Below are 20,593 nucleotides of genomic sequence, written 5' to 3'. Positions count from 1 at the left end.
CAACGGGCTTAGGCTTCAGAATCGCATTCTTCACGAAGTTTGTGGGATTTGAGATGTACTGCAAGTCTATCAACGCAATCTGCAAGCCTGCTATCGATGATGTCGAGGTACTCCGTCCAGTCGCTGACATGCTGCAACTCGGCCGCACCATCGGAGATGCCGCGCAAGGCAATCAGGGGAACATCAAACTGCTGACAGGCCCGCAGAACCGCAAAAGTCTCCATATCCACCATCTGCGCATCCACTGCGTCATATGCAGTTCCGCTCACGATATTTGCGCCCGTTGAGAGCGTTGCCGTGGGAATTCCGGGAAGCTGGACTGGCAGCTTGAGCGTTGCAGGAAGATCAAGAAACGGTGTGATCCCCTTTGTGAAACCAAGCGCTGTCGCGTCCATGTCGCGATAGGAAACCGTGGAGGCCTGATAGACTTCCGTCTGCTCCAGAACGCGACTTCCCGCCGATCCCAGCGATACGACGAGATGCGGAAGGCGCCCAACGCTTCTCAATTGCGCAAGCGCCGCCCCCATTACGATTCCGGCCTCCACCGGGCCGACGCCCGTCATCAGAGGGCTGAAGCGTTCACGCAGCTTCGGGCCATATTCCGCTTCGGCGGCCATGACGAACAGAACATCGTGACCGGCAAGTTGCGTCAGCGGCACATCCATCGCCCTAACCCTCAATCCCCTGGCGTCCCACGATGGTCATCATGGTGCCGGTCATTGTCGCAATCAGTCGGGCATTATCTTCGGCGTCATAGGCATAGGCTTGACCGTCTGCCACGATGATCGTGCGGCCCGGCTTGGTCACGCTACCACGGAAAAGAAAACGTTCCCCGCGCCCCGGCGCGAGAAGATTGACCTTGAACTCGATGGTGAGAACACCTGCATCGGCAGGCATGAGGGAATAGGCCGCATAACCGCAAGCAGAATCCAACGCCATGGAGATGGCACCGGCATGCAGAAAGCCGTGTTGCTGCGTAAAGTCCCCGTTGTGGGGCATCTCGATTTCGACGGTACCAGGCGTGACGCTCGTCAGCTCCGCACCCAGCGTCTTCATCGCTTTTTGACGCTCGAAGCTGGCGCGAACCCGTGCTTCGAAATCTGCATCCGCAATCGGTTGGCCCGACATTTAACCCCTCCGGTTTTGCCGAGTTTTATTGCAGATGCACGACTGGCTGACAATCAGGCGGTCTGGCTCAAGCGAAAGGATTGAGCGCCCAGATCCCCGTGTTCAAAGCCAAGGCGTAGGCCACCCATAGCAGATAGGGTATGAACAGCAGCGCTGCGGGACGTGCAGTGTTCCAGGTCCGCGAGACGAAGGTTGCCACGGCCGCCACAAGAGCGAGGATGACAATCAAGGCAGCGCCCACCATATGCGCGGAGAAGAACAGCGGCGACCAGATGAAGTTGAGAAGCAACTGAAACATCCAGAGCCTGAAAGCATAGGCATCTGGCTCAACGAACCTAACATACCAGCCCGCAGCTCCGATCAGGATGTAGAGAAGGGTCCAAACGGGCGCAAAAAGCCAGTTGGGCGGCGTGAATGGCGGCTTGTCGAGCGAGGCATACCACTCGCCCGGCTGCGTGAGATAGCCAATCGAGAGGCCGGCCACCATCACAGCTAGTATAAACAGTGCGAGTGTGGCCCAACGTCCCTTCATGTGCGCCTACTCCCATTATCCGGTTGTGTTTTCTGCCCGCCACGACCTGCGAACCATTCTGGCCTGACCTGCCTTTCAATCTCGGGCCCTGCGTTATACTCAAATTGACCCAGTCTGCTTCGAACTCGCCCCGGCCACTGCTGTTCCGTCTAATCACGCAGAAATGAGGTAAGGTGGAAACCGTCAGTGCCTGTGCTGGCCGGTGTCAGCACCAGTCCGTCCTGGTGCAGATGGGCAGGCATTTCCGCCTCAAAACACTGCTGCCAGAGCGCGATATGGTCCTGCCGCCTGAACGCAGGATTGCGGTTGATGAAGGCTTCTGCCTGATTCTGGTTTTCCTCTCGAAACACCGAGCAGGTGATGTAAACGAGCCGCCCGCCAGGGCGCACGAATGTGGCTGCATCGTCGAGGATGGCGGCCTGCTCTGCCATACGCGCCTCAAGCTGCTGGCGGGTCAGTCGCCATTTGGCGTCGGGGCGGCGGCGCCAGGTGCCGGAACCCGTACATGGAGCATCAACCAGCACAAGATCCATCTGCCCGCGCTGCTGCTCCAGTCCCTCCAGCCGGGAGACAACCTGCACATTACGGCTGCCTGCTCGTTTCAGGCGGTCGAAGATCGGCGCCAGACGCTGCTTGTCGGCGTCGAAGGCGAAAACCTGTCCCTTGTTTTCCATCCTGGCGGAAAGCGCCAGCGTCTTGCCACCAGCACCTGCACAAAAGTCCAGAACCTGTTGACCGGCAGCCGCACCCGCAAGCTCCGCCACAATCTGCGAACCTTCATCCTGCACCTCGAACCAACCCTTGCGATAAGCAGGCTCGGCTTGAACATTCGGATGACGGCCATTGGCTTCGATGGGGGCGATACGCACGCCATGCGGTGCCAGGGGCGAGGCTGTCGCACCTGTCTGAGACAGCGCCTTCAACACCTTTTCACGGTGTGCCTTCAGCGTGTTCACCCTCATGTCGAGCGGCGGGCGCGCGGCAAGGGCTGCCCCTTCTCTGACCCAGGCTTCACCGAATGCCAATTTCAGGCTCTCTTCGCACCAGGAAGGCAGATTGGCCTGCTCCGTATCGGGCATGTCTTGCGCCAACCGCTCGCCAACCATCTGGAGCTCGGCATCGCTCATCGGTTCGGGAGCGAAGTGGTCACCTTCCAGATCCGCCGCGAGCGCTTGCGGCGCAGCACCGGTTTCGAGGAAATAGGCGCCAAGCACGAGGGCACGCGGTGTATCGCTGTCGAACAGCCAGGCTGCCGAACGCCTGCGACGCAATGCGTCATAGACGAAATTGCCTATCGCGGCCCTGTCGCCGGATCCTGCGAAGCGATGAGAGAGACCCCAGTCCCGCATCGCATCAGCGGCGGGGCGATGGCGTGTGTCGATATCCTGGATGATTTCCATGGCTGCGGACAGCCTGCCACCAAGGCGCATGATAAGCCCTTACTTCGGTTAACCCGTCTCGGCGCACTGCCTAGACTCCATGGAGGGCCAACGCAAGGGGGCAGCGGGATGTGAACGCGCATGCAAAAAGGGCGCGGATTGCCCCGCGCCCGTTGGTTTCCCGGCAGTTACGCTGCTTCTACTCGGCAGCTTCCTGCGGCGTCTTGCCCGTGACAGGAATGGCATTGGCTTCATAGCCATGCTGTTCCTTCAGAGCCTGACGGACACCTGCGCCATAGTCCTCATGCACCTTGTCGAAATGGGCGAGCTGGCGCTCGATGATTTCGCCCGGAACACCTGCCATCGCGGCTGCGATATTGTTGAACAGGCGGTTCTTCTGGCCGTCGTCGAACAGGTTGAAGAGCGCGCGCGGCTGCGAATAATCGTCATTGCCGACACGGTGATTGTAGCGATCCGCGTCACCCGAGATCTTCAGCGGCGGCTCCTTTGCAGCCGGCTGCTCGACGGCACCGCCAAAGGAATTCGGCTCGTAATAGGCGTCCACATTACCGGTCTTCTGGCCGAAGAAGTTCATCTGGCCGTCCTTGTGGTAGTGGTGATACGGGCAGCGCGGCGCATTGACCGGCAGGGCCTCATAATGCGTACCAAGGCGGTAGCGATGTGCGTCCGCATAGGAGAACACGCGCGCCTGCAGCATCTTGTCGGGCGAAAAGCCGATTCCCGGAACCACATTGGACGGCGAGAAGGCTGCCTGTTCGATCTCGGCGAAGTAGTTTTCGGGATTGCGGTTCAGCTCAAGCTCGCCAATGTCGATCGGCGGGTAATCGCAATGCGGCCAGACCTTGGTGAGATCGAAGGGGTTGTACGGCGTCTTTTCCGCATCCAACTCGGGCATGATCTGGACCTGGACCTTCCACTTCGGGAATTCGCCATTCTCGATCGTGTTGAAGAGCGCTTCCTGGTAGCTTTCGCGGGTCTTGCCCACGACCTGTTCTGCTTCTTCATTGGTCAGGGTCTTGTGGCCCTGCATGGTCTTGAAGTGGAACTTCACCCAGAAGCGCTCGCCCGCATCATTCCAGAAGGAATAGGTGTGCGAACCGTAGCCATTCATGAACATCGGCGCGACCGGCAGACCACGATCCGACATGAGGATCGTCACCTGATGCAGACTTTCCGGCGAAAGCGACCAGAAGTCCCACATTGCGGTGGGCGAGCGGAGATTCGTCTTTGGATGACGCTTCTGCGTGTGGATGAAGTCGGGGAACTTGTAGGGATCACGCACGAAGAAGACCGGCGTGTTGTTGCCGACCAGATCCCAGTTGCCTTCCGGCGTGTAGAACTTGATCGCGAAACCGCGAACGTCGCGCTCGGCGTCTGCTGCACCCTGCTCACCTGCAACGGTGGAAAAGCGCAGGAGAAGCGGGGTTTCGGCGCCCGGCTGCAGTGCCTTGGCCTTGGTGTATTTCGAGATGTCGCCGGTGATCTTCAGCGTGCCATAGGCACCCCAGCCCTTCGCGTGAACCACGCGCTCGGGAATGCGCTCGCGGTTCTGGTGCGCCAGCTTTTCGATGAGCTGATAGTCCTGCAGCAGGACAGGACCGCGCTCACCAGCCGTGATGGAGTTCTGATTGTCGGGGATCGGTGCGCCCGCTGTGGTGGTTAAGGTGGGTCTATCAGCCATGATACCTTCCTCGTGAAAAATGGCTCACGCATGAGGCGCGAGGTGAAACTCGTGTCCTGAAATTCGGAACAACTCCAAAATACGAAACTCAACGATAATTTCTAATTGTCTTTCCTGCTTGTGGCGATAATTTGTTCTTATGTTGAGAATAACCCTTCGCCAGATGCAGTATTTTGCCGCCCTTGCGGAAACACTGCATTTTGGTCGCGCCGCGGAAACCGCAGGCGTGACACAACCCGCACTTTCGGCCCAAATCGCGGAAATGGAACAGCAGCTCGGCGTGCGCCTGTTCGAGCGCGGTTCGGGACGCGTCATCCTGACCGAGGAGGCCAAGCGCATCCGCCCGCGCATTGAACTCATATTGAATGAAGCGCGCGAGCTTGAGCAGAGTGCATTGCGGGGACAGGCCGTTCTGGAAGGTCGGCTCCGGCTGGGATTGATCCCCACCGTGGCACCCTATCTCCTCCCCCTCCTCCTGCCGCGCTTGAAGGACGGGTACCCGCATCTCAATCTGGAAGTGCGCGAGGCGGTAACTCAAACCCTTGTCGAAGAACTGAATGCCGGCAGTCTTGATGCTGTCGTGATTGCCGAACCCCTGGCTTTGGCGTCACTCGTGCAGGCCGATCTCTTTCGAGACACCTTTCTGTTGGCCGTGCCGGAAAGTGAGGCCAAACGCCTGTCCCCTCCGATCATGGAAGAGGAGATGGCGCTGGAGCGCCTGATGCTTCTCGAGGAAGGACATTGCCTGCGCAGCCAGGCTCTCGATATCTGCCGACGAATGAAGACCACCGTGAGCACGGATTTCGGAGCGACGAGCCTCGCCACGCTACTTCAGCTTGTCAGCAACGGCTTGGGCGTGACCCTGATACCGGCGATTGCCCGGCCCGCAGCGGAGGCGATGGCGGGCATCGCGGTTCTGCCCTTCGCCCCGCCTACACCCTACCGCATGCTGAGCCTCGCCTGGCGCAAATCGAGCGGCAGGCAAGGCGACTATGCCGCTCTTGTGGAGCTTATGAAGAATTTCGCGCCCGAGAATTGATCAGGCCGCGATGTGGATTGCGAGGGTGATCCACATGATGGCCAAGACAAGAAAGCCGAGCCCGAAAAGCTTCTGACGATGGCCAATGCGCCCGCCAGTGATATGCACATAGGCGTGCGCATAGCGGGTGGTGATGAATATCCACGCCAAGGTAACGGCGAGAGAACCGGCAGCACCGGTGACAGCCAGCGCCAGGCAGACAGCGTGAAAGAGCACCGGCAATTCGAACTGATTGGCCAGGTTGTTGCGCACAAAGATGCTCTCTGACGGCTCATCCTTGTTTTCGCGAAACTGCGAAACCTTTGCATTGCCTGCCTTCACCGCCGCGGCTCGTCGAACAAGCATCAGAACATAGACAATGTAGACAAGCAGAACATGAGCGATCATGGGCCAGATAATTGCGGTCTGCGACATTTTCGATCTCCGTCAATCACATAAAGAAAAAGGGGCTTCGATAAGCCCCTTCTTGCAATGCCAGTTCAGGAAGCGCCCGGATAGTTCGGACTTTCGCGGGTAATTGTCACATCATGCGGATGGCTTTCGCGCAGGCCAGCGCCGGAGATGCGAACGAAGGTCGCCCGCTTCTGGAATTCCTCCAGCGTCGGAGCGCCGACATAGCCCATCGCAGCCTTCAAGCCGCCGGTGAGCTGATGCAGCACGTTTCCTGTCGGGCCCTTGTAGGGAACCTGCCCCTCGATGCCCTCTGGCACCAGCTTCAGCGTATCGCGCACCTCTGCCTGGAAATAACGATCTGCCGAACCGCGCGCCATTGCGCCGACAGAGCCCATGCCGCGATAGGCTTTGAAAGAGCGGCCCTGGTATAGATAGACCTCGCCCGGGCTTTCATCCGTACCAGCCAGAAGCGAACCGACCATGGCCGCAGCCGCACCTGCAGCAAGTGCCTTGGCGAGATCGCCGGAATATTTGATGCCACCATCGGCAATAATGGAGATGCCTTCCTTCTGCGCGACTTCAGCAGCCGTCATGACTGCGGCAAGCTGCGGCATGCCAACGCCCGCAACCACCCGGGTGGTGCAGATGGAGCCAGGACCAATACCAATCTTTACCGAATCCGCGCCTGCATCGATCAGCGCCTTTGTGCCGTCAGCCGTCGCTACATTGCCGGCCAGGATGCGCACCGAGTTGGACAGTTTCTTCGCGCGGGCCACTGCATCAAGAACGCGCTGGGAGTGGCCGTGGGCGGTATCGATGACGAGAAGGTCAACGCCGGCATCGATCAGACGCTCTGCACGCTCGAAGCCGTCTTCACCAACGCTGGTTGCCGCTGCCACGCGAAGGCGCCCCTTTGCATCCTTGCAGGCATTGGGGTTGAGCTGGGATTTCTCGATGTCTTTTACGGTGATCAGACCGACGCAGTTGTTCTGATCATCGACCACAAGCAATTTTTCGATGCGGTGCTGATGGAGAAGACGCTTGGCTTCCTCCTGGCTCACCCCATCACGCACCGTGATGAGGTTGTCATGCGTCATCAGTTCCTTGACGGGCTGTTTCGGATCAGATGCGAACCGGACATCACGATTGGTCAGAATGCCAATCAGGCGACCAGTAAGATGTCCGCCTTTTCCGCCATTCTCCACGACCGGGATGCCGGAAATCTTGTGCGCGTTCATCAATGCATGGGCATCGGCCAGGGTCGCGTCGGGCCCGATTGTCACCGGATTGACGACCATGCCGGATTCGAATTTCTTGACCTGGCGAACTTCCTCGGCCTGCTCGGCGGGCGAAAGATTGCGGTGAATGACCCCCATGCCGCCGGCCTGCGCCATGGCTATTGCGAGCCGGGCTTCGGTGACGGTGTCCATCGCGGCTGAAAGGATCGGAATGTTCAGCTCGATATCGCCGGCGATGCGTGTGCGCACATCGGTCTGTCCGGGCATGACCTCGGAATGACCGGGCTGCAGCAGAACGTCGTCGAAAGTCAGCGCTTCCGCGCCTGTTGCAGTCTCGATTATTCGTGCCATTGCCGACCCCTTGCAGATGAACGCAGACGCACCTGTTCCACAAACGGAACCGGCTGTCCGGTAGATGATTCCCTTTCAGGATTGGCGCTGGCTGGTACCACGTTGCAGCCGCGTTGAAAAGGCATTGGCTGACATGCTGGCGCAACTCTATGAGCCGAGTGCGCCCTTGCCCACAGATTGCAGGAGGCGTAACTCCTGCACATCCGTAACCGCCGGTAGCGGTCATGGACGCCTTGGAGCCTGAGATTGAACCGCGCATTACCACTCGTTCTAGCCGTCGCGCTCTTTATGGAGCAGATGGATTCGACCGTCATCGCCACATCCTTGCCGGCCATTGCCGCGGATATCGGCACGAGCCCGGTAACGCTCAAACTTGCGCTCACCACATATCTTGTTGCACTCGCAATCTTCATTCCCATCAGCGGCTGGATGGCCGATCGCTTCGGCGCGAAGAAAGTTTTTCGGCTTGCAATCGCAGTGTTCGTGCTCGGCTCCATCGCCTGCGCCTTCGCCAATTCTCTCCTCGCCTTCGTCCTGGCGCGTTTCGTACAGGGTATGGGCGGCGCGATGATGACACCGGTGGGACGCCTGGTGCTCGTGCGTGCAACCCCACGTCACCAGCTCGTCAATGCCATGGCCTGGCTTGCGGTGCCCGCTCTCATCGGCCCGATAGCAGGCCCGCCACTCGGCGGCTTCATCACCACCTATTTTTCCTGGCACTGGATCTTTCTGATCAATGTACCCATCGGTCTTGCGGGCATCGCAATGGCCGGGCGCGTATTGCCGGAAATCGAGGCTGAGCAGATGAAGCGGCTGGACACGCGCGGCTTTGTGCTTTCAGGCATTGCCGCATCAGGGATCGTTTTCGGCCTCTCGGTCATAAGCCTGCCAGCCCTTCCACCAATGGTTGGCATCATCACCGTATTGATCGGCGTGCTTGCCGCCCTCTTCTACCGCCAGCATGCAGCGGGGATGGAAAGCCCGGTACTGGACCTGACGCTCTTCCGCGACCGCGCATTCCGCTCGGCGATTTTCGGCGGCTTCATCTTCCGCGTCGGCGTCGGAGCCACTCCATTTCTGTTGCCGTTGATGTTCCAGCTCGTCTTTGGCCTCAACCCTTTCCAATCGGGTATGCTGACCTTCGCCAGTGCCATTGGCGCATTGGCCATGAAGTTCGGCGCAAGCCGTATTCTGCGGCTGGGCGGGTTCAGACAGGTGCTGATTATCTCCGCTCTACTTGGCAGCGTCTTCATCACGGTCAACGCGGCTTTCACGGCGGAGACGCCTCACGCAGTCATCATCGGTGTCCTCATTGCCGGCGGCTTCCTTCGCTCGCTGTTCTTCACCTCTACAAATGCCCTCGTATTTGCAGAAATCGGCGACCGGGAAGCAGGACAAGCCACCGCCATTGCAGCCGCATCACAGCAAATTTCCATTGCACTTGGTGTTGCAGTCGGTGGAGCCGTGCTGGAGGCAACCGCATGGCTTGGCGACGGCACAATCGGCGCCAACGCCTTTACCAACGCCTTTATCGTGGTCGGCCTCATCACCGCCTTTGCGGCAGTGCCGTTTCTCGCGCTGCCGCCGGAAGCCGGAAGCACGATCTCCGGCCATCGCCGGGGTGTAAGAGGCTCGCAAGAAGCGGCGCAGCCTGCAGAGTAGCAGATACCTCAGCCGAACAATTCTGCCAAGAATGAAGCCGGCTCCACCTGGCCAGTGCACTCGAAATATTTCTGCAAAACCAGAAGCGAGATCAGCGTCTCGCGCCGATGGCCATAGAAGCGGGAGACATATTCCTGAGCGTTGGCGACAATCTCTTTCGCAGCGTCGGGATATATTCACCCCCTGCCCCGCTGAAGGTTCAGCTGCTTTCGTCAGCCTCATCTGCGTTTTCATCTTGCCGCCGGCCCTTGAACCCCTTGGCCAGAAGATAAAGCTCTACCGATTCACTGCGTGAGGCCTGGGGCTTCACGTGGTGCACGCTCTTGAAGTTCCGTTTGAGCTGGTCGAGCAGGCTGTTCTCCGCACCGCCCTGGAAGGTCTTGGCCAGGAAATGTCCGCCTTCGCGCAGCACCGAAATGGCGAAATCGGCGGCCGTTTCGCACAAATGCATGGTGCGGATATGGTCTGTACGCCGATGTCCCGTTGTGGGTGCCGCCATGTCGGAGATCACCAGATCCGGCTCTCCACCCAATGCCTCCATCAGGCGCGCGGGCGCTTCATCATCTAGAAAATCCATCTGAAGGATGACTGCACCTGGTACCGGGTCCATCTCCAGATAATCGATACCCACAACGGACGGCTTTTCCGGATCGGAGCCGACACGCTCTGCCGCCACCTGGCACCAGCCGCCCGGGGCTGCGCCAAGATCGATAACCCGCAGCCCCGGCTTTAGGAGCTTGTGCTTGTCGTCGATCTCGGACAGCTTGTAGGCAGCGCGCGAGCGCATGCCTTCGGCTTGTGCCCGATGCACATAGGGGTCGTTGAGATGACGCTCCAGCCAACGGCGGGAGGAGTTTTTCAGCCCGCGCTTTTTCTTGACCCGCGTCTTGAGCGCGCGCGCTCCCGTTCCGGTTTTCTTGGTGCCGCTCATGCTGCAGACCTGTTTCGTTTCGTCCTGCGCCACACGCCGTCGCGCGCCATCATTTCATTGAGCATGCCTTCGCGTAGGCCACGATCGGCGACACGAAGCCGCTCGCTTGGCCACTGCCGACGGATCGCCTCCAGAATCGCACAGCCTGCGAGAACCAGATCGGCCCGCTCCGCTCCGATGCAGGGGTTTGCCTTGCGCGCGTCGAAATCCCATGACAGCAGGCGCACGATCATGCGGTCCACACTCTCACGGTCCATCCACAAACCGTCCACGCGCCTGCGATCATAGCGCGGCAGATCCAGATGCACGCCCGCAAGCGTGGTTACCGTTCCCGATGTACCCAGCAGGTGAAAGCGGGACGGGTCGCCCAGATGGCTCAACCGGTCGCGGCCTTCAAACTTGTCCAGCATTGCCGCGACATGGGCCACCATCTCTTCGAAGCTTTCAGGTGTCACGACGTGACCACCGAATTTCTCCGCAAGCGAAACCACACCGACAGGCAGTGATGTCCAGGAGACGATGTGTTCTGCCAGGCGCGGGCTACGCCGACGTGACGTGTCGATGAGAGCGATTTCCGAGGAGCCGCCGCCGATATCGAAGAGCACTACGCCCTCGGTCTCACGTGTCACCAGCGAGGAACAGCCAGACACGGCAAGCCGTGCTTCGGTTTCCCGCGAGATGACCTCCAGCTTCAACCCGGTCTCGGACAAGACCCGCTTGATGAAGGTGTCTCCATTGCCCGCGGAGCGACATGCCTCGGTCGCGATTAGCCGGAGGCCTGCAAGCTTCCGGCCCTCAAGCTTCTGGGCACAGACGCCCAGCGCCTCTATCGCACGGTCCATGGCTGCATCGGAAAGCTCTCCGGCCAAGCTTAAGCCCTCCCCCAGCCGCACGATGCGCGAAAATGCATCTACAACGCGGAAGCGGCCCGGTTTCGTCGGTGTGGCAACCAGCAGACGGCAATTGTTGGTGCCGAGATCCAGAGCCGCATAGAGGCGCTGATCGTCGCGGTGACGCGCCTCGCGCACGGCAGGAGCGGAAGCAGGTTGCGCTGGCTCCGCTTGGTTCGAAGCCGGCACCAAAACTTCCGCCTGAGGAGTTGATCTATCGCCACGAACGAAAACGCGGCGCCCATGCTTGCGACGCCGCTTGCGTTTTCGTTTTCCCGGGGTTTTTTGCGCATCAGCGCCGTCTGGCGCGCATGATGCACTCCCCGGAGCGGAAGCTCTGGCCGGCTTCCGCACCTTCTTGTCGGCCACGCCGCCCCCGGCCAAGGCGTGATCGCGAATCGGATTCGCGACCGGTGGCGCATCGCTGTCTGCGCGCTTGTCCACCGATTGTCCTTCCGCGCCGCGCGTGCCACTCTTCAGGCTCCGCTGCTGGCGCAATTTCTCTTTCGTTGGTTGGAAGATTAGCAGCCACAGCCACTTTCACCAAGTGCAGGCACTGCATTTCCCCTGCCCGAAAATGCTTTCTTCATCGAAAGCCCCATGCCGGGGTTGACTCAGCCACGAGGATGAATAAATAGGCGGACATATCCGGCGCCGCCGGCCCTGCTGGGGAATAGGTTAACGGTAGACCCGCGGACTCTGACTCCGTTAGTCCTGGTTCGAATCCAGGTTCCCCAGCCATTTCGCACGTCCGCAGTTTGGATTCATTGAAGAATTCGTTCTGTGCGAATCCTCCAAAGCAGTGTTTTTGCCGATTTTGCCTCTGTGCCCAAAACTGTCGCACAGGACTGCTGCACATGGCTGTGCACGTCCTGCGCCAAGTGCACAAGGATTCGGTCATGGCAGCAAGGCATCGCATCGCCAATCTCACCCGCCGCGGCAATGTTTTTTACTGGCGCGCAAGGATCCCTTCAGCGCTCTCAATCGACCAACGCAGCCACCTCGCATTGTCTCTGCGCCACGGGGATCATACAAAGGCCAAAAGCATGGTCCGACGGCTCAACACGCTGCTGGCGGAACTGGCGGAAGGTGACAGGGCGCGCATGACAAGCCGCGAACAGCTGGAAGAGATTTTTCGCGCCGAGATCGAGCGCATGAATGAGAGCATGGAGGATCTCGCTTTCGCCGCACGCCGCACGGGCTCGGCGGCGGAAGAGAATTTGCGCGCTGATATTCTGGTCGGCTGGGCGTATCGCCTGATCGAGCTGTTCGGCACGGGTCGCCCCATGCGCTTCGACGCAAGCTGCCCGGCCCGCCGGGTTCTCGAACAGACGGGATTCGCGGAAGGACAGACCCGCGAGATTGCCGCGACCTTCGAGCAGGAGCGCAAAGAATGCCGCACGGCCTATTTCGAAGGCTTCCTCAAGTCTGAAATAGACGCACATGGCCTCAAAGACACGCCGTTGAACCGCGAAAGGGCCACCCAGCAGATCATGCGCGCCAAGGCGGACGTTCTGCTGGGCGCGACCGATCGTTATGGACCGCAGAGCACGGGCAGTGATGTGGCGGCGCTGTTTGGCGAACAGACGCAGCCGCAAACACCTGCCCCGGAAGCCGCTCCATCGCCAGCGCCTGCGCCTGCCAGCCCAACCCAGGAAGCACCCGCAAGGACCCTCCCCCCGCTGGAACAGACGCATGCGCCGCAGACGCAGGCAACCTTATCCGCGCCTTCCGCCAACGCGCCTGCCTCACCCACGCCGGACCTCGCCATCCCGCAGCAGCCTGCGCCAGCGCCTGCGCCAGCGCCGGAAGTTATCGCGCCCGCTGTCCAATCTCCGCCCGCTCCTCTCATCGACGACGAGAAAGGCGTAGATCTGCCACTGGCGCAGTTCATCACGGAATGCGACGCGCTGATGAAGAGCAACCAGCATCACTGGGAGGATGCCACGGCCAAAGATGTGAAGGTCGCGGTCACGATGCTGGTGGGCGTGCTGGAGGAACAGGGCATTACCCATTCAAGCCAGATGCGGCAGATTCATCTGGGCAAGCTGAGGGAACACTTCGATCACATCCTGACCAACTACGGCCGCAGTCCGAGGCTGCGTTCACTCGGTACGGCAGCCCTACGCGCCGCCTCAGCAGAAGCCGTCAGATCGCATAAAGAGGCAGGCAAGGAGCCACCAAAACTGGGTTTGGGCCCCTCGACCATTCGCAAGCACCTGGCGAATATCAGTACCTTCCTCACCTACATCAAAGGCCGCGGCTATCACGTGCCGAACCTGACCATGGACGGGTTGCGACCCAGGAAGCCGAAACTGAGCGATGCGCGGCGCATTACGGACAAGCCGGGGCCTGAACAGCTGCGGCCGATGTTCGACATGCCGCTCTTCACGGGCTGCAAGAGTGCCACGGAACAGGAACTTGCGGGGCCGCACATCTTTCACTCGGCGAATTACTTTTTGCCGATGCTGATGGTCTATCTCGGGCCTCGGCGCGCTGAGGTCGCCGGGCTAGCCGTCAGAGACATCGTGAAGACGGGCCAAGGCTGGGCGATCGACATCCGCCCGAACCAGTTTCGCAGCCTCAAGAACGCAAGCTCGGCGCGTATGCTGCCAGTGCCCGATGAAGTTCTGCGGCTGAACTTCATCGACTATGTCGAAGCGATCAAGGCGCTGCGTTACGACGCGCTGTTCCCGGAGCTCTTTGCCAAAAGCCGCAAGACCGATCCCGGCGATCGCTTCTACAAGGACTTTGTCCCCAAGCTGCACCAGCATCTCGGTGATGCCGAACGCTGGAACCGCGTGCTGCACGCTTTGCGGCACGGATTTGCAGACACGCTGAAACAGGCGCTCGTCCACCCAAGCATCATCAGCGACATCGCGGGCCGCCTGGGCAGCGATGAAACCAGCATGCGCTACACGAACCGCGCAGGGCTGAACGTAATCAAGGATGCGCTGGAGAAGTATCCGAGCGTTACCAGCCATCTGGAACCGCAGCCGACCAGGCTGCTGCCATGGGTGGAGGCGCGAGAGGCAGCACCTTGGGAGGGGCGGACGGAGAATGAGAAGCTGAAGATGGCTCGAGACGCACGTAGGAAAAAGGTGAAGAGCCGCGAGCGAAGACCATAAACTCCTATCTCCTCTCCGGTTGGCTGCTGAAATGAACAAGATCGTTGCCACTTCAGTAGCATAGGAGCATCGGTTTGGACGGAATGGCGTCACGATGTGAGTTTCTGTTATTTCGATTCCAAATCACGGAGTAATGGGGGCAATAAGTTCAAAGCAGTGCATCACCATGTGATCCGCTAAAGGCCAGAACTAGCCGCAGCGGCCCATCCGGCGGCGAAGCACCCGCGTGACCTGCTCCCTGTCATAGCCATCGTCGATCAACCGTCGCCTGGCGTACCAGAGGATCCACTGCAGCGTTTTTGAATGAAGGGCGCGATCACGTGCCACAGCACTGGCGAAGGCAGCTACGGCCGCAGCAACAGCGACATCGATCGCCGAGGCTCCGGCCGCCTTGCGGCTGCCAGCCGCTCTCGGTAGCGCTGCTGGCGCTTCCTGTGAGATGCATCATCTGACTTCACTGCTCGGGGCATGCTCTTTCTCCTCTATCCCGTCACTACGAGACCAGGATGCCGGACACCCATGCAAGGAACAAAAGCCGGCGGAAGGAGGACAAGGCGGCGACTGCTGCACCAACAGCGACAGCATCTCCGCCCTTTTGCGAACGCACCCCGTTTGCCGGAGTAACGGTTGCAACCTTCTCGGAATCGACTACCCAGAGATTTGCGGCATTCGGTAGCAAAAACCACCAGTTCTCGCCCTAAGCAAATGCAAGGTTCCCAATCCAGTCAGGAGAGGGAATTTTGAGTTCAGTTGCCGATGAGTTGAAGTTGAAGCGGGAAGCACTGCTTCTTGACGTGAACGATGCTGAAGCCCGCATCAAGGTTTTGGCGGCAGATATCGCGGCGATCGAGAGAGTGATCCGCGTCTATGACCCCTCCTATGTGCCCGATGCGGCGAAGAAAGCCTCCCGGCGCAGGGAGCACGTGCAGATGCCGAAGCGTTTGGCACAGATGAACAAGACGGAGGCTCTCTTGGAGATCCTGCGAGACGCCGGCACGCCCAAGACCACTGCCGAATGCACCATGTTGATCCTGGAGCGAGCGGGGGTCTCGCTCGACGAGGCAGCGTTGTCGGTCTTTACCACTCGCGTATCGGCTTCATTGAACGGCCTCGTCAAGCTGGGCCGTGTCCGCCACGCGGGATCGGCGGGAAGGAACAGGCACGCATAGATGATCGACGCTTGAGGCGAGTCAGGTCTTGGACCAGATGAGATCCGGAGGCTTGTTGCCCTGCCAGTAGCCGCAGAGGTAGCGCGACGTGGGCCGCGCTAGGGCGACCCGCAGCACGTTGAAGGTTTGGCGGCGGTTGCCCCAGTCCCTGCTGTCCTCCCGCCAGGCGAGCTCGGCCACATACCAGTCGAAATACTTCAGCGAGAAGCGGTGGTGAATGCCGACGTAGGCGCGCTGGACGCGCGAGAAGAAGCTCTCGACCTGGTTGGTGTTGGTGCCGTCCTCACTCTGGCAGGCCTTCGAGTGGTTCACCCGCTTCAGCTTATTCAGCCCCGCAAGGTCGTTGTAGCTTCCGTGTTCGTCGGCGATCACCGTCGCGTACCGCGAGACATGGTCGCGGACGGCCGCCCAGGCGGCATCGCCGTCCTCGTCGCGGATGATGCGGGTGAAGGTTCTCCCGCCGCGGCCGAGGCCGCGTTCCCGAATTGCGAGGGCACACAGTCTCTTGTGGTTCTGGTACTTCTTGAGGCGGCGATCAATGCGGTCTTCGGCCTTGTTCTCGGGACGGATGTGACCGCCTGCATACTTGCCGTCAATCTCGACCTCGCCCTTGAGGACCATGTCCTCCCTGCGCCAGGCAATCGCCTCGCGCAGCTTCATTAGCAGCACCCAAGCCGTCTTGTACTGCACCCCGATCTCGCGGGAGAGCTGCAGCGCAGCCTTGCCCTTGACGCTGTTCACCGAAAACCAGATGGCCATAAGCATCTTTTTGAAGCTCAGCTTCCGCGCGTGAAAGACTGTGCCTGAGGTGCATGTAAAAACGGCCTTGCAGGTCTTCTCGGAGCACTTGAAGCGGCTGCGGCTCATTGTGTGGCAGCGCAGCGTCCCGCACTTCGGACAATACGGCTCGCCGTCGGTTTCAGGCCAGCGCAGCTTCCTGAACCAGCCAGAGGCTGTTGTCTCTCGCGTCCTGGCGAGGTCCATGACCGTAAGCGTACGGCACTCTGGCGACAGCAGGAAATGCTGCCCCTTCTGTTCGTGTACGGACTTTGCCAACGCTCAGCCCCTCCTCGGTTCGGACGGCGACTGAGCCGGGTATTTCCGAACCTCCGGACGGGACTGGGACGTGCAGGGCCGCGACAGCGAGGTGCGCGGCAATGAGGGTGATGGCGATGGAAGTGGAAAGCATGTTCAGGCTCCAGGTTCGTTCACAGGCATACATCGGCAATGGCGGACCGAGGGGGCCGCCGAGAAGTCAGCGTTGTATGCATATCGTCCTGAACATGGGACGGGCTCATAGCCGGAGTGCATGCGGGAGTCGATCGGGAAGAGGGGCAACAGATGCTGCTCGGGGGCCTCTGTTGCGTCCCTGCAACAGAGTTGCTTGGTCGGAGCGGATCAATCCCCTTCGGCTTGTGGCTCCGTTATTGGCGTGCCATCGAAAGGTTGCGTTTGGTGCATGCGCCGATGATCCTCCGTGCCGTTTTGCGCCTTGTCAGCATGTGATTGGGTCTTGATTTTAGCGGAATTGAACCTTATAAGGTACAGGAAGTTTCTATGAAGCGGATCATTGCAGCGTTTTACGCTACAGAAGCTGGAAACGAACCCGTACGTGATTGGCTTCAGGAACTGGCCAAAGAAGACAGGAAGATCGTGGGAGAGGACATAGCCACCGTCGAATTCGGTTGGCCGATTGGCATGCCCACCTGCAGAGACTTGCGCGACGGCGTGCGGGAAGTCCGCTCAACGATCAAACGAGGCAAGGTCGAAGCGAGAACATACTTTTCCATTGAAGGGCAGACAATGCTACTTCTCCATGGTCACGAAGGAAAGAAGGGACAGCAGGATGCGATCAAATTAGCCATTGATCGCCTACGTGACCACAAGAGGCGGCAAAGGGAAAGCAACAGGAAGAAGAAGAAAACTGAGTAGAGGATGTCATGACCAGCACAATTCATCCTTCTGTCGGCGGCACTCTCGAGGACTTCCTTGAGGAGCAGGGCGAACGTGAAGAAGTCTATGGTGCAGCCATAAAAAGAGTGCTTGCGTGGGAAATCGAGAATGCCCGCAAGCAACGTGCCGTGAGCAAAAGTGAAATGGCGACCCGAATGAGGACAAGCCGGACTCAGATCAAGAGGGTTCTTGATCCTCGCAACGTTGCCGTGTCTTTGGATACGCTAGACAGGGCTGCTCGTTCAGTAGGGAAGAAATTGAAGATCGAACTGGTCGACGTATAATCACTGATCTAGCGCTTCCTCCAAGTCCAGGTTCTAATCCACCTGGACTTTTCAGCTAATTGCTTGCCAGGCGATTTTACCGGACGCAAATAGCTTGCGTCCAACCATTTTGGACGGCGAAAAGAAGGAAGGAAAACAGTCGCTTGAATAGGATCTGGTGGTCTTTGCTACCTAATGCCGGAGATTTGAATCGCTTGTCCGTGGTTCAGAATCCGAAGATCTCAATTTATTTCCCTATTATCCACGAGAAGAAGTGGGAAACGCTTCAAGTTGGCGTGCGACAGCTCCGTGGACCATGCGATGTTTCGATGAGGTCTGAAGTTGTTGAAGCTGCTTCAGAACGAGGTCGGGAAGCAATCTATGCGAAAGCCGACGATGTCGTTCTTGCCGGCAGTTCTCACCTCCCGTGCTGTACCGATACTAGCGAACGCGCACCGGTAGATGCAGTGAACCGCGCCGGGTTTGCCGGAGGCTTCAACTCCTGAGTAGGATGAAGCCACAATGAGCAAGACAACAAACAAGTATTCTTCTGAGGTTCGCGAGCGTGCGGTGCGCCTGGTGCTGGACAACCAGGGCCAGCACAGTTCCCGCTGGCAGGCGATCATGTCGATCTCCGCGAAGATCGGCTGTTCGGCGCACACTCTGAATGAGTGGGTGAAGAAGGCAGAGGTGGACAGCGGCAAGCGGGCGGGCGTTCCAACCGATGTCGCCGACAAACTGAAGGCGCTGGAGCGGGAGAACCGCGAGTTGCGCCAGGCGAACGAGATCCTCCGCAAGGCATCAGCGTATTTTGCGATGGCGGAGCTCGACCGCCGGTCGAAGTGATGGTGTCTTTCATCGACATGCATCGCGCGGAGTATGGGGTCGAGCCGATCTGCACTGTCCTGCCGATTGCCCCTTCCACGTATTACGACCACCTGGCGAAGCGGGCTGATCCGGCCCGGTGGTCGGACCGTGCCCGGCGTGACGCGGCATTGCGGCCTGAGATCCTGCGTGTTTTCGAAGAGAACTGGCGGGTCTATGGCGTGCGGAAGGTCTGGCGGCAATTGCAAAGGGAAGGTTTCGACGTCGCCCGCTGCACGGTCGCCCGGCTGATGAGGTGCATGGGTATTCAAGGTATCATCCGGGGCAAGCCGCACAGGACGACTGTGCCCGACAAGAAGGCCCCATGCCCGCTGGATAAAGTGAACCGGCAATCCGGGTGCCTGCTCCAAATATGCTCTGGGTGAGCGATTTCACCTTTGTCGCCACCTGGAAAGGGTTTGCCTATGTCGCCTTCGTTATTGATGCCTATGCCCGCAAGATCGTCGGTTGGCGTGTCAGCACCTCGGCTCATGCCGGGTTCGTTCTCGATGCGCTGGAGCAGGCTGTTCACGAGCGGCGGCCGACAAAGGCGATGGGGCTTATTCACCACTCCGACCGCGGCAGCCAATACCTGTCGATCAAGTACACAGAGCGGTTGGGAGAAGCTGGTATCGAGCCTTCTGTCGGCAGCGTTGGGGACAGCTATGACAACGCACTGGCCGAAACGATCAACGGTCTCTTCAAGGCCGAGGTCATTCACCGCCGCGGTCCTTGGCGAAACTTCGAAGCGGTGGAATACGCAACACTCGAATGGGTGGACTGGTTCAACAACCGCCGTCTGCTCGAGCCTATCGGGAATATTCCGCCGACAGAAGCAGAGGCCAATTTCTACGCCGCTCTGGAAACTGAGGCACGAGCCGCGTAACTAACTGAAATCAGCCTCCGGCAAATCCGGCGCGGTTCACACCTTCTGTACATTGAACAATAGCGAACCTTTGGCACATGACCGCCCTCACCTATACCCCGATCACCCGTGCAGCTCTGCTTGCCGTCGATGGCGACACAATGAAGTGCGATGGCCAGAACATGCGCCTGCTCGGGCTAGGAGCGCCGAACGTCGAGGGGATCGACACACCGGAAACCATGCAAAGTGCCCGAAGGAGCTGCTGAGGTAGAATGTCACATCGAATACAGGGGCGTCAGGGATCGCTGAGGCAGATCATCGGTGAAGATCAAGATGCCGAGGGCGAGACTGTCGGAGAGGTATTGCTTCGCGACGGCTACGCGGTAAGGTTGCGCCCGAGATACTACGCAGAGTGGTCTGAGGGATGAGCGATCCATTTGATGAAGAGTCAGCGTGGCAGGTTGCTCTCGGATCTGTTCCCACGCAGGAAGTGGGAATAGCTATCGGTTGATGAGAAGAAGAAGGAAGCGAGTAGCGCCGCCGCATGCTGAGCGAAACGCTTTTTCACAAGCCAGTCTACGACCGCTAGGGTTGCTTCCGCCACACAAAACCTCCATTAAAAATTTTGTTGGATTCGTTGTTGTCATGGAGATGCGCGTTGGATCAGCGAGACGAGAGATATTACCGCCACCTGGCGGCGGTGGTAGAGGGATCCGACGATGCGATCATTTCTAAGAATCTCAATAGTATCATCTCGAGCTGGAATCCCGGTGCCGAGCAGCTTTTTGGCTATAGAGCAGAAGAAGCAATCGGCAAATCAATTTACCTGCTGATACCAGAAGACCGTCATCACGAAGAGCTTCACATTATCTCGCGTATGCGCCGGGGTGAGCGCATCGAGAACTTTGAGACTGTACGCCAGAAGAAGGACGGCACGCTGGTTCCGGTTTCGCTAACGATCTCGCCCGTGAAGAACGAGCAGGGAGAGGTGGTAGGTGCATCCAAAATCGCTCGGGACATCACAGTGCAGCGGCAGCTTGCCGAACAGCAGCAAATGCTTCTTTCGGAAATGCGACATCGCGTAAGCAACTGCTTCGCTGTATCCA

At 59.2% G+C, this 20,593-nt stretch carries 18 protein-coding genes, 1 tRNA gene, 1 pseudogene and 1 other annotated feature; of the genes and pseudogenes, 10 read left to right on the top strand and 10 right to left on the bottom strand.

Features of this window, described 5'->3' with window-relative positions:
- Positions 1-8 precede the first annotated feature (8 nt).
- The 5 genes from WA367_RS15485 to katA all read right to left on the bottom strand — a co-directional run bounded on the left by WA367_RS15485 (position 9) and on the right by katA (position 4,741).
- The gene (locus tag WA367_RS15485; protein ID WP_336057679.1) at positions 9-665 is read right to left on the bottom strand and encodes a 5'-methylthioadenosine/S-adenosylhomocysteine nucleosidase; all 657 of its coding nucleotides are present in this window, start codon (positions 663-665) and stop codon (positions 9-11) included.
- Positions 666-669: 4 nt separating this feature from the next.
- The gene (locus WA367_RS15480) at positions 670-1,128 is read right to left on the bottom strand and encodes a PaaI family thioesterase (RefSeq protein WP_336057678.1); all 459 of its coding nucleotides are present in this window, start codon (positions 1,126-1,128) and stop codon (positions 670-672) included.
- A 67-nt stretch (positions 1,129-1,195) separates the two neighbouring features.
- Positions 1,196-1,660 (bottom strand): TspO/MBR family protein, encoded by a 465-nt coding sequence (locus tag WA367_RS15475; protein ID WP_336057677.1) that lies wholly within the window; start codon positions 1,658-1,660, stop codon positions 1,196-1,198.
- 149 nt (positions 1,661-1,809) lie between these two features.
- Positions 1,810-3,090, bottom strand: a complete 1,281-nt coding sequence (locus tag WA367_RS15470) for an RsmB/NOP family class I SAM-dependent RNA methyltransferase (protein WP_336057676.1) — start codon at positions 3,088-3,090, stop codon at positions 1,810-1,812.
- Positions 3,091-3,238: 148 nt separating this feature from the next.
- Complete coding sequence (gene katA, locus WA367_RS15465; RefSeq protein ID WP_336057675.1) at positions 3,239-4,741, bottom strand: catalase KatA; 1,503 nt, start codon at positions 4,739-4,741, stop codon at positions 3,239-3,241.
- Positions 4,742-4,904: 163 nt separating this feature from the next.
- Between katA and WA367_RS15460 the strand changes: the two genes are divergently transcribed.
- Positions 4,905-5,780 (top strand): hydrogen peroxide-inducible genes activator, encoded by an 876-nt coding sequence (locus WA367_RS15460; protein ID WP_336057674.1) that lies wholly within the window; start codon positions 4,905-4,907, stop codon positions 5,778-5,780.
- Here WA367_RS15460 and WA367_RS15455 read toward each other — a convergent pair whose 3' ends face one another.
- Together WA367_RS15455 and guaB are read right to left on the bottom strand one after the other, a co-directional pair.
- The gene (locus WA367_RS15455) at positions 5,781-6,194 is read right to left on the bottom strand and encodes an MAPEG family protein (RefSeq protein ID WP_336057673.1); all 414 of its coding nucleotides are present in this window, start codon (positions 6,192-6,194) and stop codon (positions 5,781-5,783) included.
- A gap of 65 nt (positions 6,195-6,259) precedes the next feature.
- Positions 6,260-7,762, bottom strand: a complete 1,503-nt coding sequence (guaB, locus tag WA367_RS15450) for an IMP dehydrogenase (RefSeq protein WP_336057672.1) — start codon at positions 7,760-7,762, stop codon at positions 6,260-6,262.
- A 246-nt stretch (positions 7,763-8,008) separates the two neighbouring features.
- Here guaB and WA367_RS15445 point away from each other — a divergent pair, with 246 nt between their 5' ends.
- On the top strand, positions 8,009-9,424 hold the full coding sequence (locus WA367_RS15445) for a DHA2 family efflux MFS transporter permease subunit (RefSeq protein WP_336057671.1): 1,416 nt from the start codon (positions 8,009-8,011) through the stop codon (positions 9,422-9,424).
- Positions 9,425-9,623: 199 nt separating this feature from the next.
- On the opposite strand, the gene WA367_RS15440 is transcribed toward WA367_RS15445, so the two are convergent.
- Together WA367_RS15440 and WA367_RS15435 are read right to left on the bottom strand one after the other, a co-directional pair.
- A complete protein-coding gene (locus WA367_RS15440) occupies positions 9,624-10,355 on the bottom strand; it encodes an RlmE family RNA methyltransferase (RefSeq protein ID WP_336057670.1) in 732 nt (243 codons plus the stop codon).
- Positions 10,352-11,644: a Ppx/GppA phosphatase family protein gene (locus tag WA367_RS15435; protein WP_336057894.1), complete on the bottom strand. Its 1,293-nt coding sequence runs from the start codon at positions 11,642-11,644 to the stop codon at positions 10,352-10,354. Before WA367_RS15435 ends, WA367_RS15440 begins: the two co-directional genes overlap by 4 nt.
- Positions 11,645-11,912: 268 nt before the next feature.
- On the opposite strand from WA367_RS15435, the gene WA367_RS15430 reads away from it, so the two are divergent.
- The 3 genes from WA367_RS15430 to WA367_RS15420 all read left to right on the top strand — a co-directional run bounded on the left by WA367_RS15430 (position 11,913) and on the right by WA367_RS15420 (position 15,542).
- Positions 11,913-11,986, top strand: a tRNA-Gln gene (locus tag WA367_RS15430).
- Positions 11,987-12,102: 116 nt separating this feature from the next.
- Complete coding sequence (locus WA367_RS15425; RefSeq protein ID WP_336057669.1) at positions 12,103-14,373, top strand: DUF6538 domain-containing protein; 2,271 nt, start codon at positions 12,103-12,105, stop codon at positions 14,371-14,373.
- A 740-nt stretch (positions 14,374-15,113) separates the two neighbouring features.
- Positions 15,114-15,542, top strand: a complete 429-nt coding sequence (locus WA367_RS15420) for a hypothetical protein (protein ID WP_336057668.1) — start codon at positions 15,114-15,116, stop codon at positions 15,540-15,542.
- Between the two features lie 21 nt (positions 15,543-15,563).
- On the opposite strand, the gene WA367_RS15415 is transcribed toward WA367_RS15420, so the two are convergent.
- Positions 15,564-16,598, bottom strand: a complete 1,035-nt coding sequence (locus WA367_RS15415) for an IS1595 family transposase (protein WP_336057667.1) — start codon at positions 16,596-16,598, stop codon at positions 15,564-15,566.
- 501 nt (positions 16,599-17,099) lie between these two features.
- Here WA367_RS15415 and WA367_RS15410 point away from each other — a divergent pair.
- The 5 genes and pseudogenes from WA367_RS15410 to WA367_RS15390 all read left to right on the top strand — a co-directional run.
- The gene (locus WA367_RS15410) at positions 17,100-17,474 is read left to right on the top strand and encodes a type II toxin-antitoxin system RelE/ParE family toxin (protein ID WP_336057666.1); all 375 of its coding nucleotides are present in this window, start codon (positions 17,100-17,102) and stop codon (positions 17,472-17,474) included.
- Between the two features lie 8 nt (positions 17,475-17,482).
- A complete protein-coding gene (locus tag WA367_RS15405; protein ID WP_336057665.1) occupies positions 17,483-17,779 on the top strand; it encodes a Fis family transcriptional regulator in 297 nt (98 codons plus the stop codon).
- Positions 17,780-18,280: 501 nt separating this feature from the next.
- Positions 18,281-19,508: pseudogene (locus WA367_RS15400) on the top strand (IS3 family transposase).
- Positions 18,562-18,678: a sequence feature (AL1L pseudoknot), on the top strand. (Overlaps the previous pseudogene by 117 nt.)
- Before the next feature lie 77 nt (positions 19,509-19,585).
- Positions 19,586-19,753, top strand: a complete 168-nt coding sequence (locus tag WA367_RS15395) for a hypothetical protein (protein WP_336057664.1) — start codon at positions 19,586-19,588, stop codon at positions 19,751-19,753.
- 392 nt (positions 19,754-20,145) lie between these two features.
- Positions 20,146-20,593, top strand: a 448-nt coding sequence (locus WA367_RS15390; protein WP_336057663.1) for a PAS domain-containing protein, incomplete at its 3' end; no start/stop codon positions are given.

The sequence above is a fragment of the Nitratireductor sp. CH_MIT9313-5 genome, from assembly GCF_037029545.1.
Classification (GTDB): Bacteria; Pseudomonadota; Alphaproteobacteria; order Rhizobiales; family Rhizobiaceae; genus Chelativorans.
This window is presented reverse-complemented; position numbering and strand designations above follow the sequence as displayed.

What these genes read in the sequence shown, in the direction of transcription:
- WA367_RS15425 (WP_336057669.1), top strand. Translation starts at nt 12,103, where the DNA reads ATGGCTGTGCACGTCCTGCGCCAAGTGCACAAGGATTCGGTCATGGCA.
- WA367_RS15480 (WP_336057678.1), bottom strand. Translation starts at nt 1,128, where the DNA reads ATGTCGGGCCAACCGATTGCGGATGCAGATTTCGAAGCACGGGTTCGC.
- katA (WP_336057675.1), bottom strand. Translation starts at nt 4,741, where the DNA reads ATGGCTGATAGACCCACCTTAACCACCACAGCGGGCGCACCGATCCCC.
- WA367_RS15405 (WP_336057665.1), top strand. Translation starts at nt 17,483, where the DNA reads ATGACCAGCACAATTCATCCTTCTGTCGGCGGCACTCTCGAGGACTTC.
- guaB (WP_336057672.1), bottom strand. Translation starts at nt 7,762, where the DNA reads ATGGCACGAATAATCGAGACTGCAACAGGCGCGGAAGCGCTGACTTTC.
- WA367_RS15410 (WP_336057666.1), top strand. Translation starts at nt 17,100, where the DNA reads ATGAAGCGGATCATTGCAGCGTTTTACGCTACAGAAGCTGGAAACGAA.
- WA367_RS15395 (WP_336057664.1), top strand. Translation starts at nt 19,586, where the DNA reads ATGACCGCCCTCACCTATACCCCGATCACCCGTGCAGCTCTGCTTGCC.
- WA367_RS15440 (WP_336057670.1), bottom strand. Translation starts at nt 10,355, where the DNA reads ATGAGCGGCACCAAGAAAACCGGAACGGGAGCGCGCGCGCTCAAGACG.
- WA367_RS15460 (WP_336057674.1), top strand. Translation starts at nt 4,905, where the DNA reads ATGCAGTATTTTGCCGCCCTTGCGGAAACACTGCATTTTGGTCGCGCC.
- WA367_RS15485 (WP_336057679.1), bottom strand. Translation starts at nt 665, where the DNA reads ATGGATGTGCCGCTGACGCAACTTGCCGGTCACGATGTTCTGTTCGTC.
- WA367_RS15455 (WP_336057673.1), bottom strand. Translation starts at nt 6,194, where the DNA reads ATGTCGCAGACCGCAATTATCTGGCCCATGATCGCTCATGTTCTGCTT.
- WA367_RS15470 (WP_336057676.1), bottom strand. Translation starts at nt 3,090, where the DNA reads ATGCGCCTTGGTGGCAGGCTGTCCGCAGCCATGGAAATCATCCAGGAT.
- WA367_RS15475 (WP_336057677.1), bottom strand. Translation starts at nt 1,660, where the DNA reads ATGAAGGGACGTTGGGCCACACTCGCACTGTTTATACTAGCTGTGATG.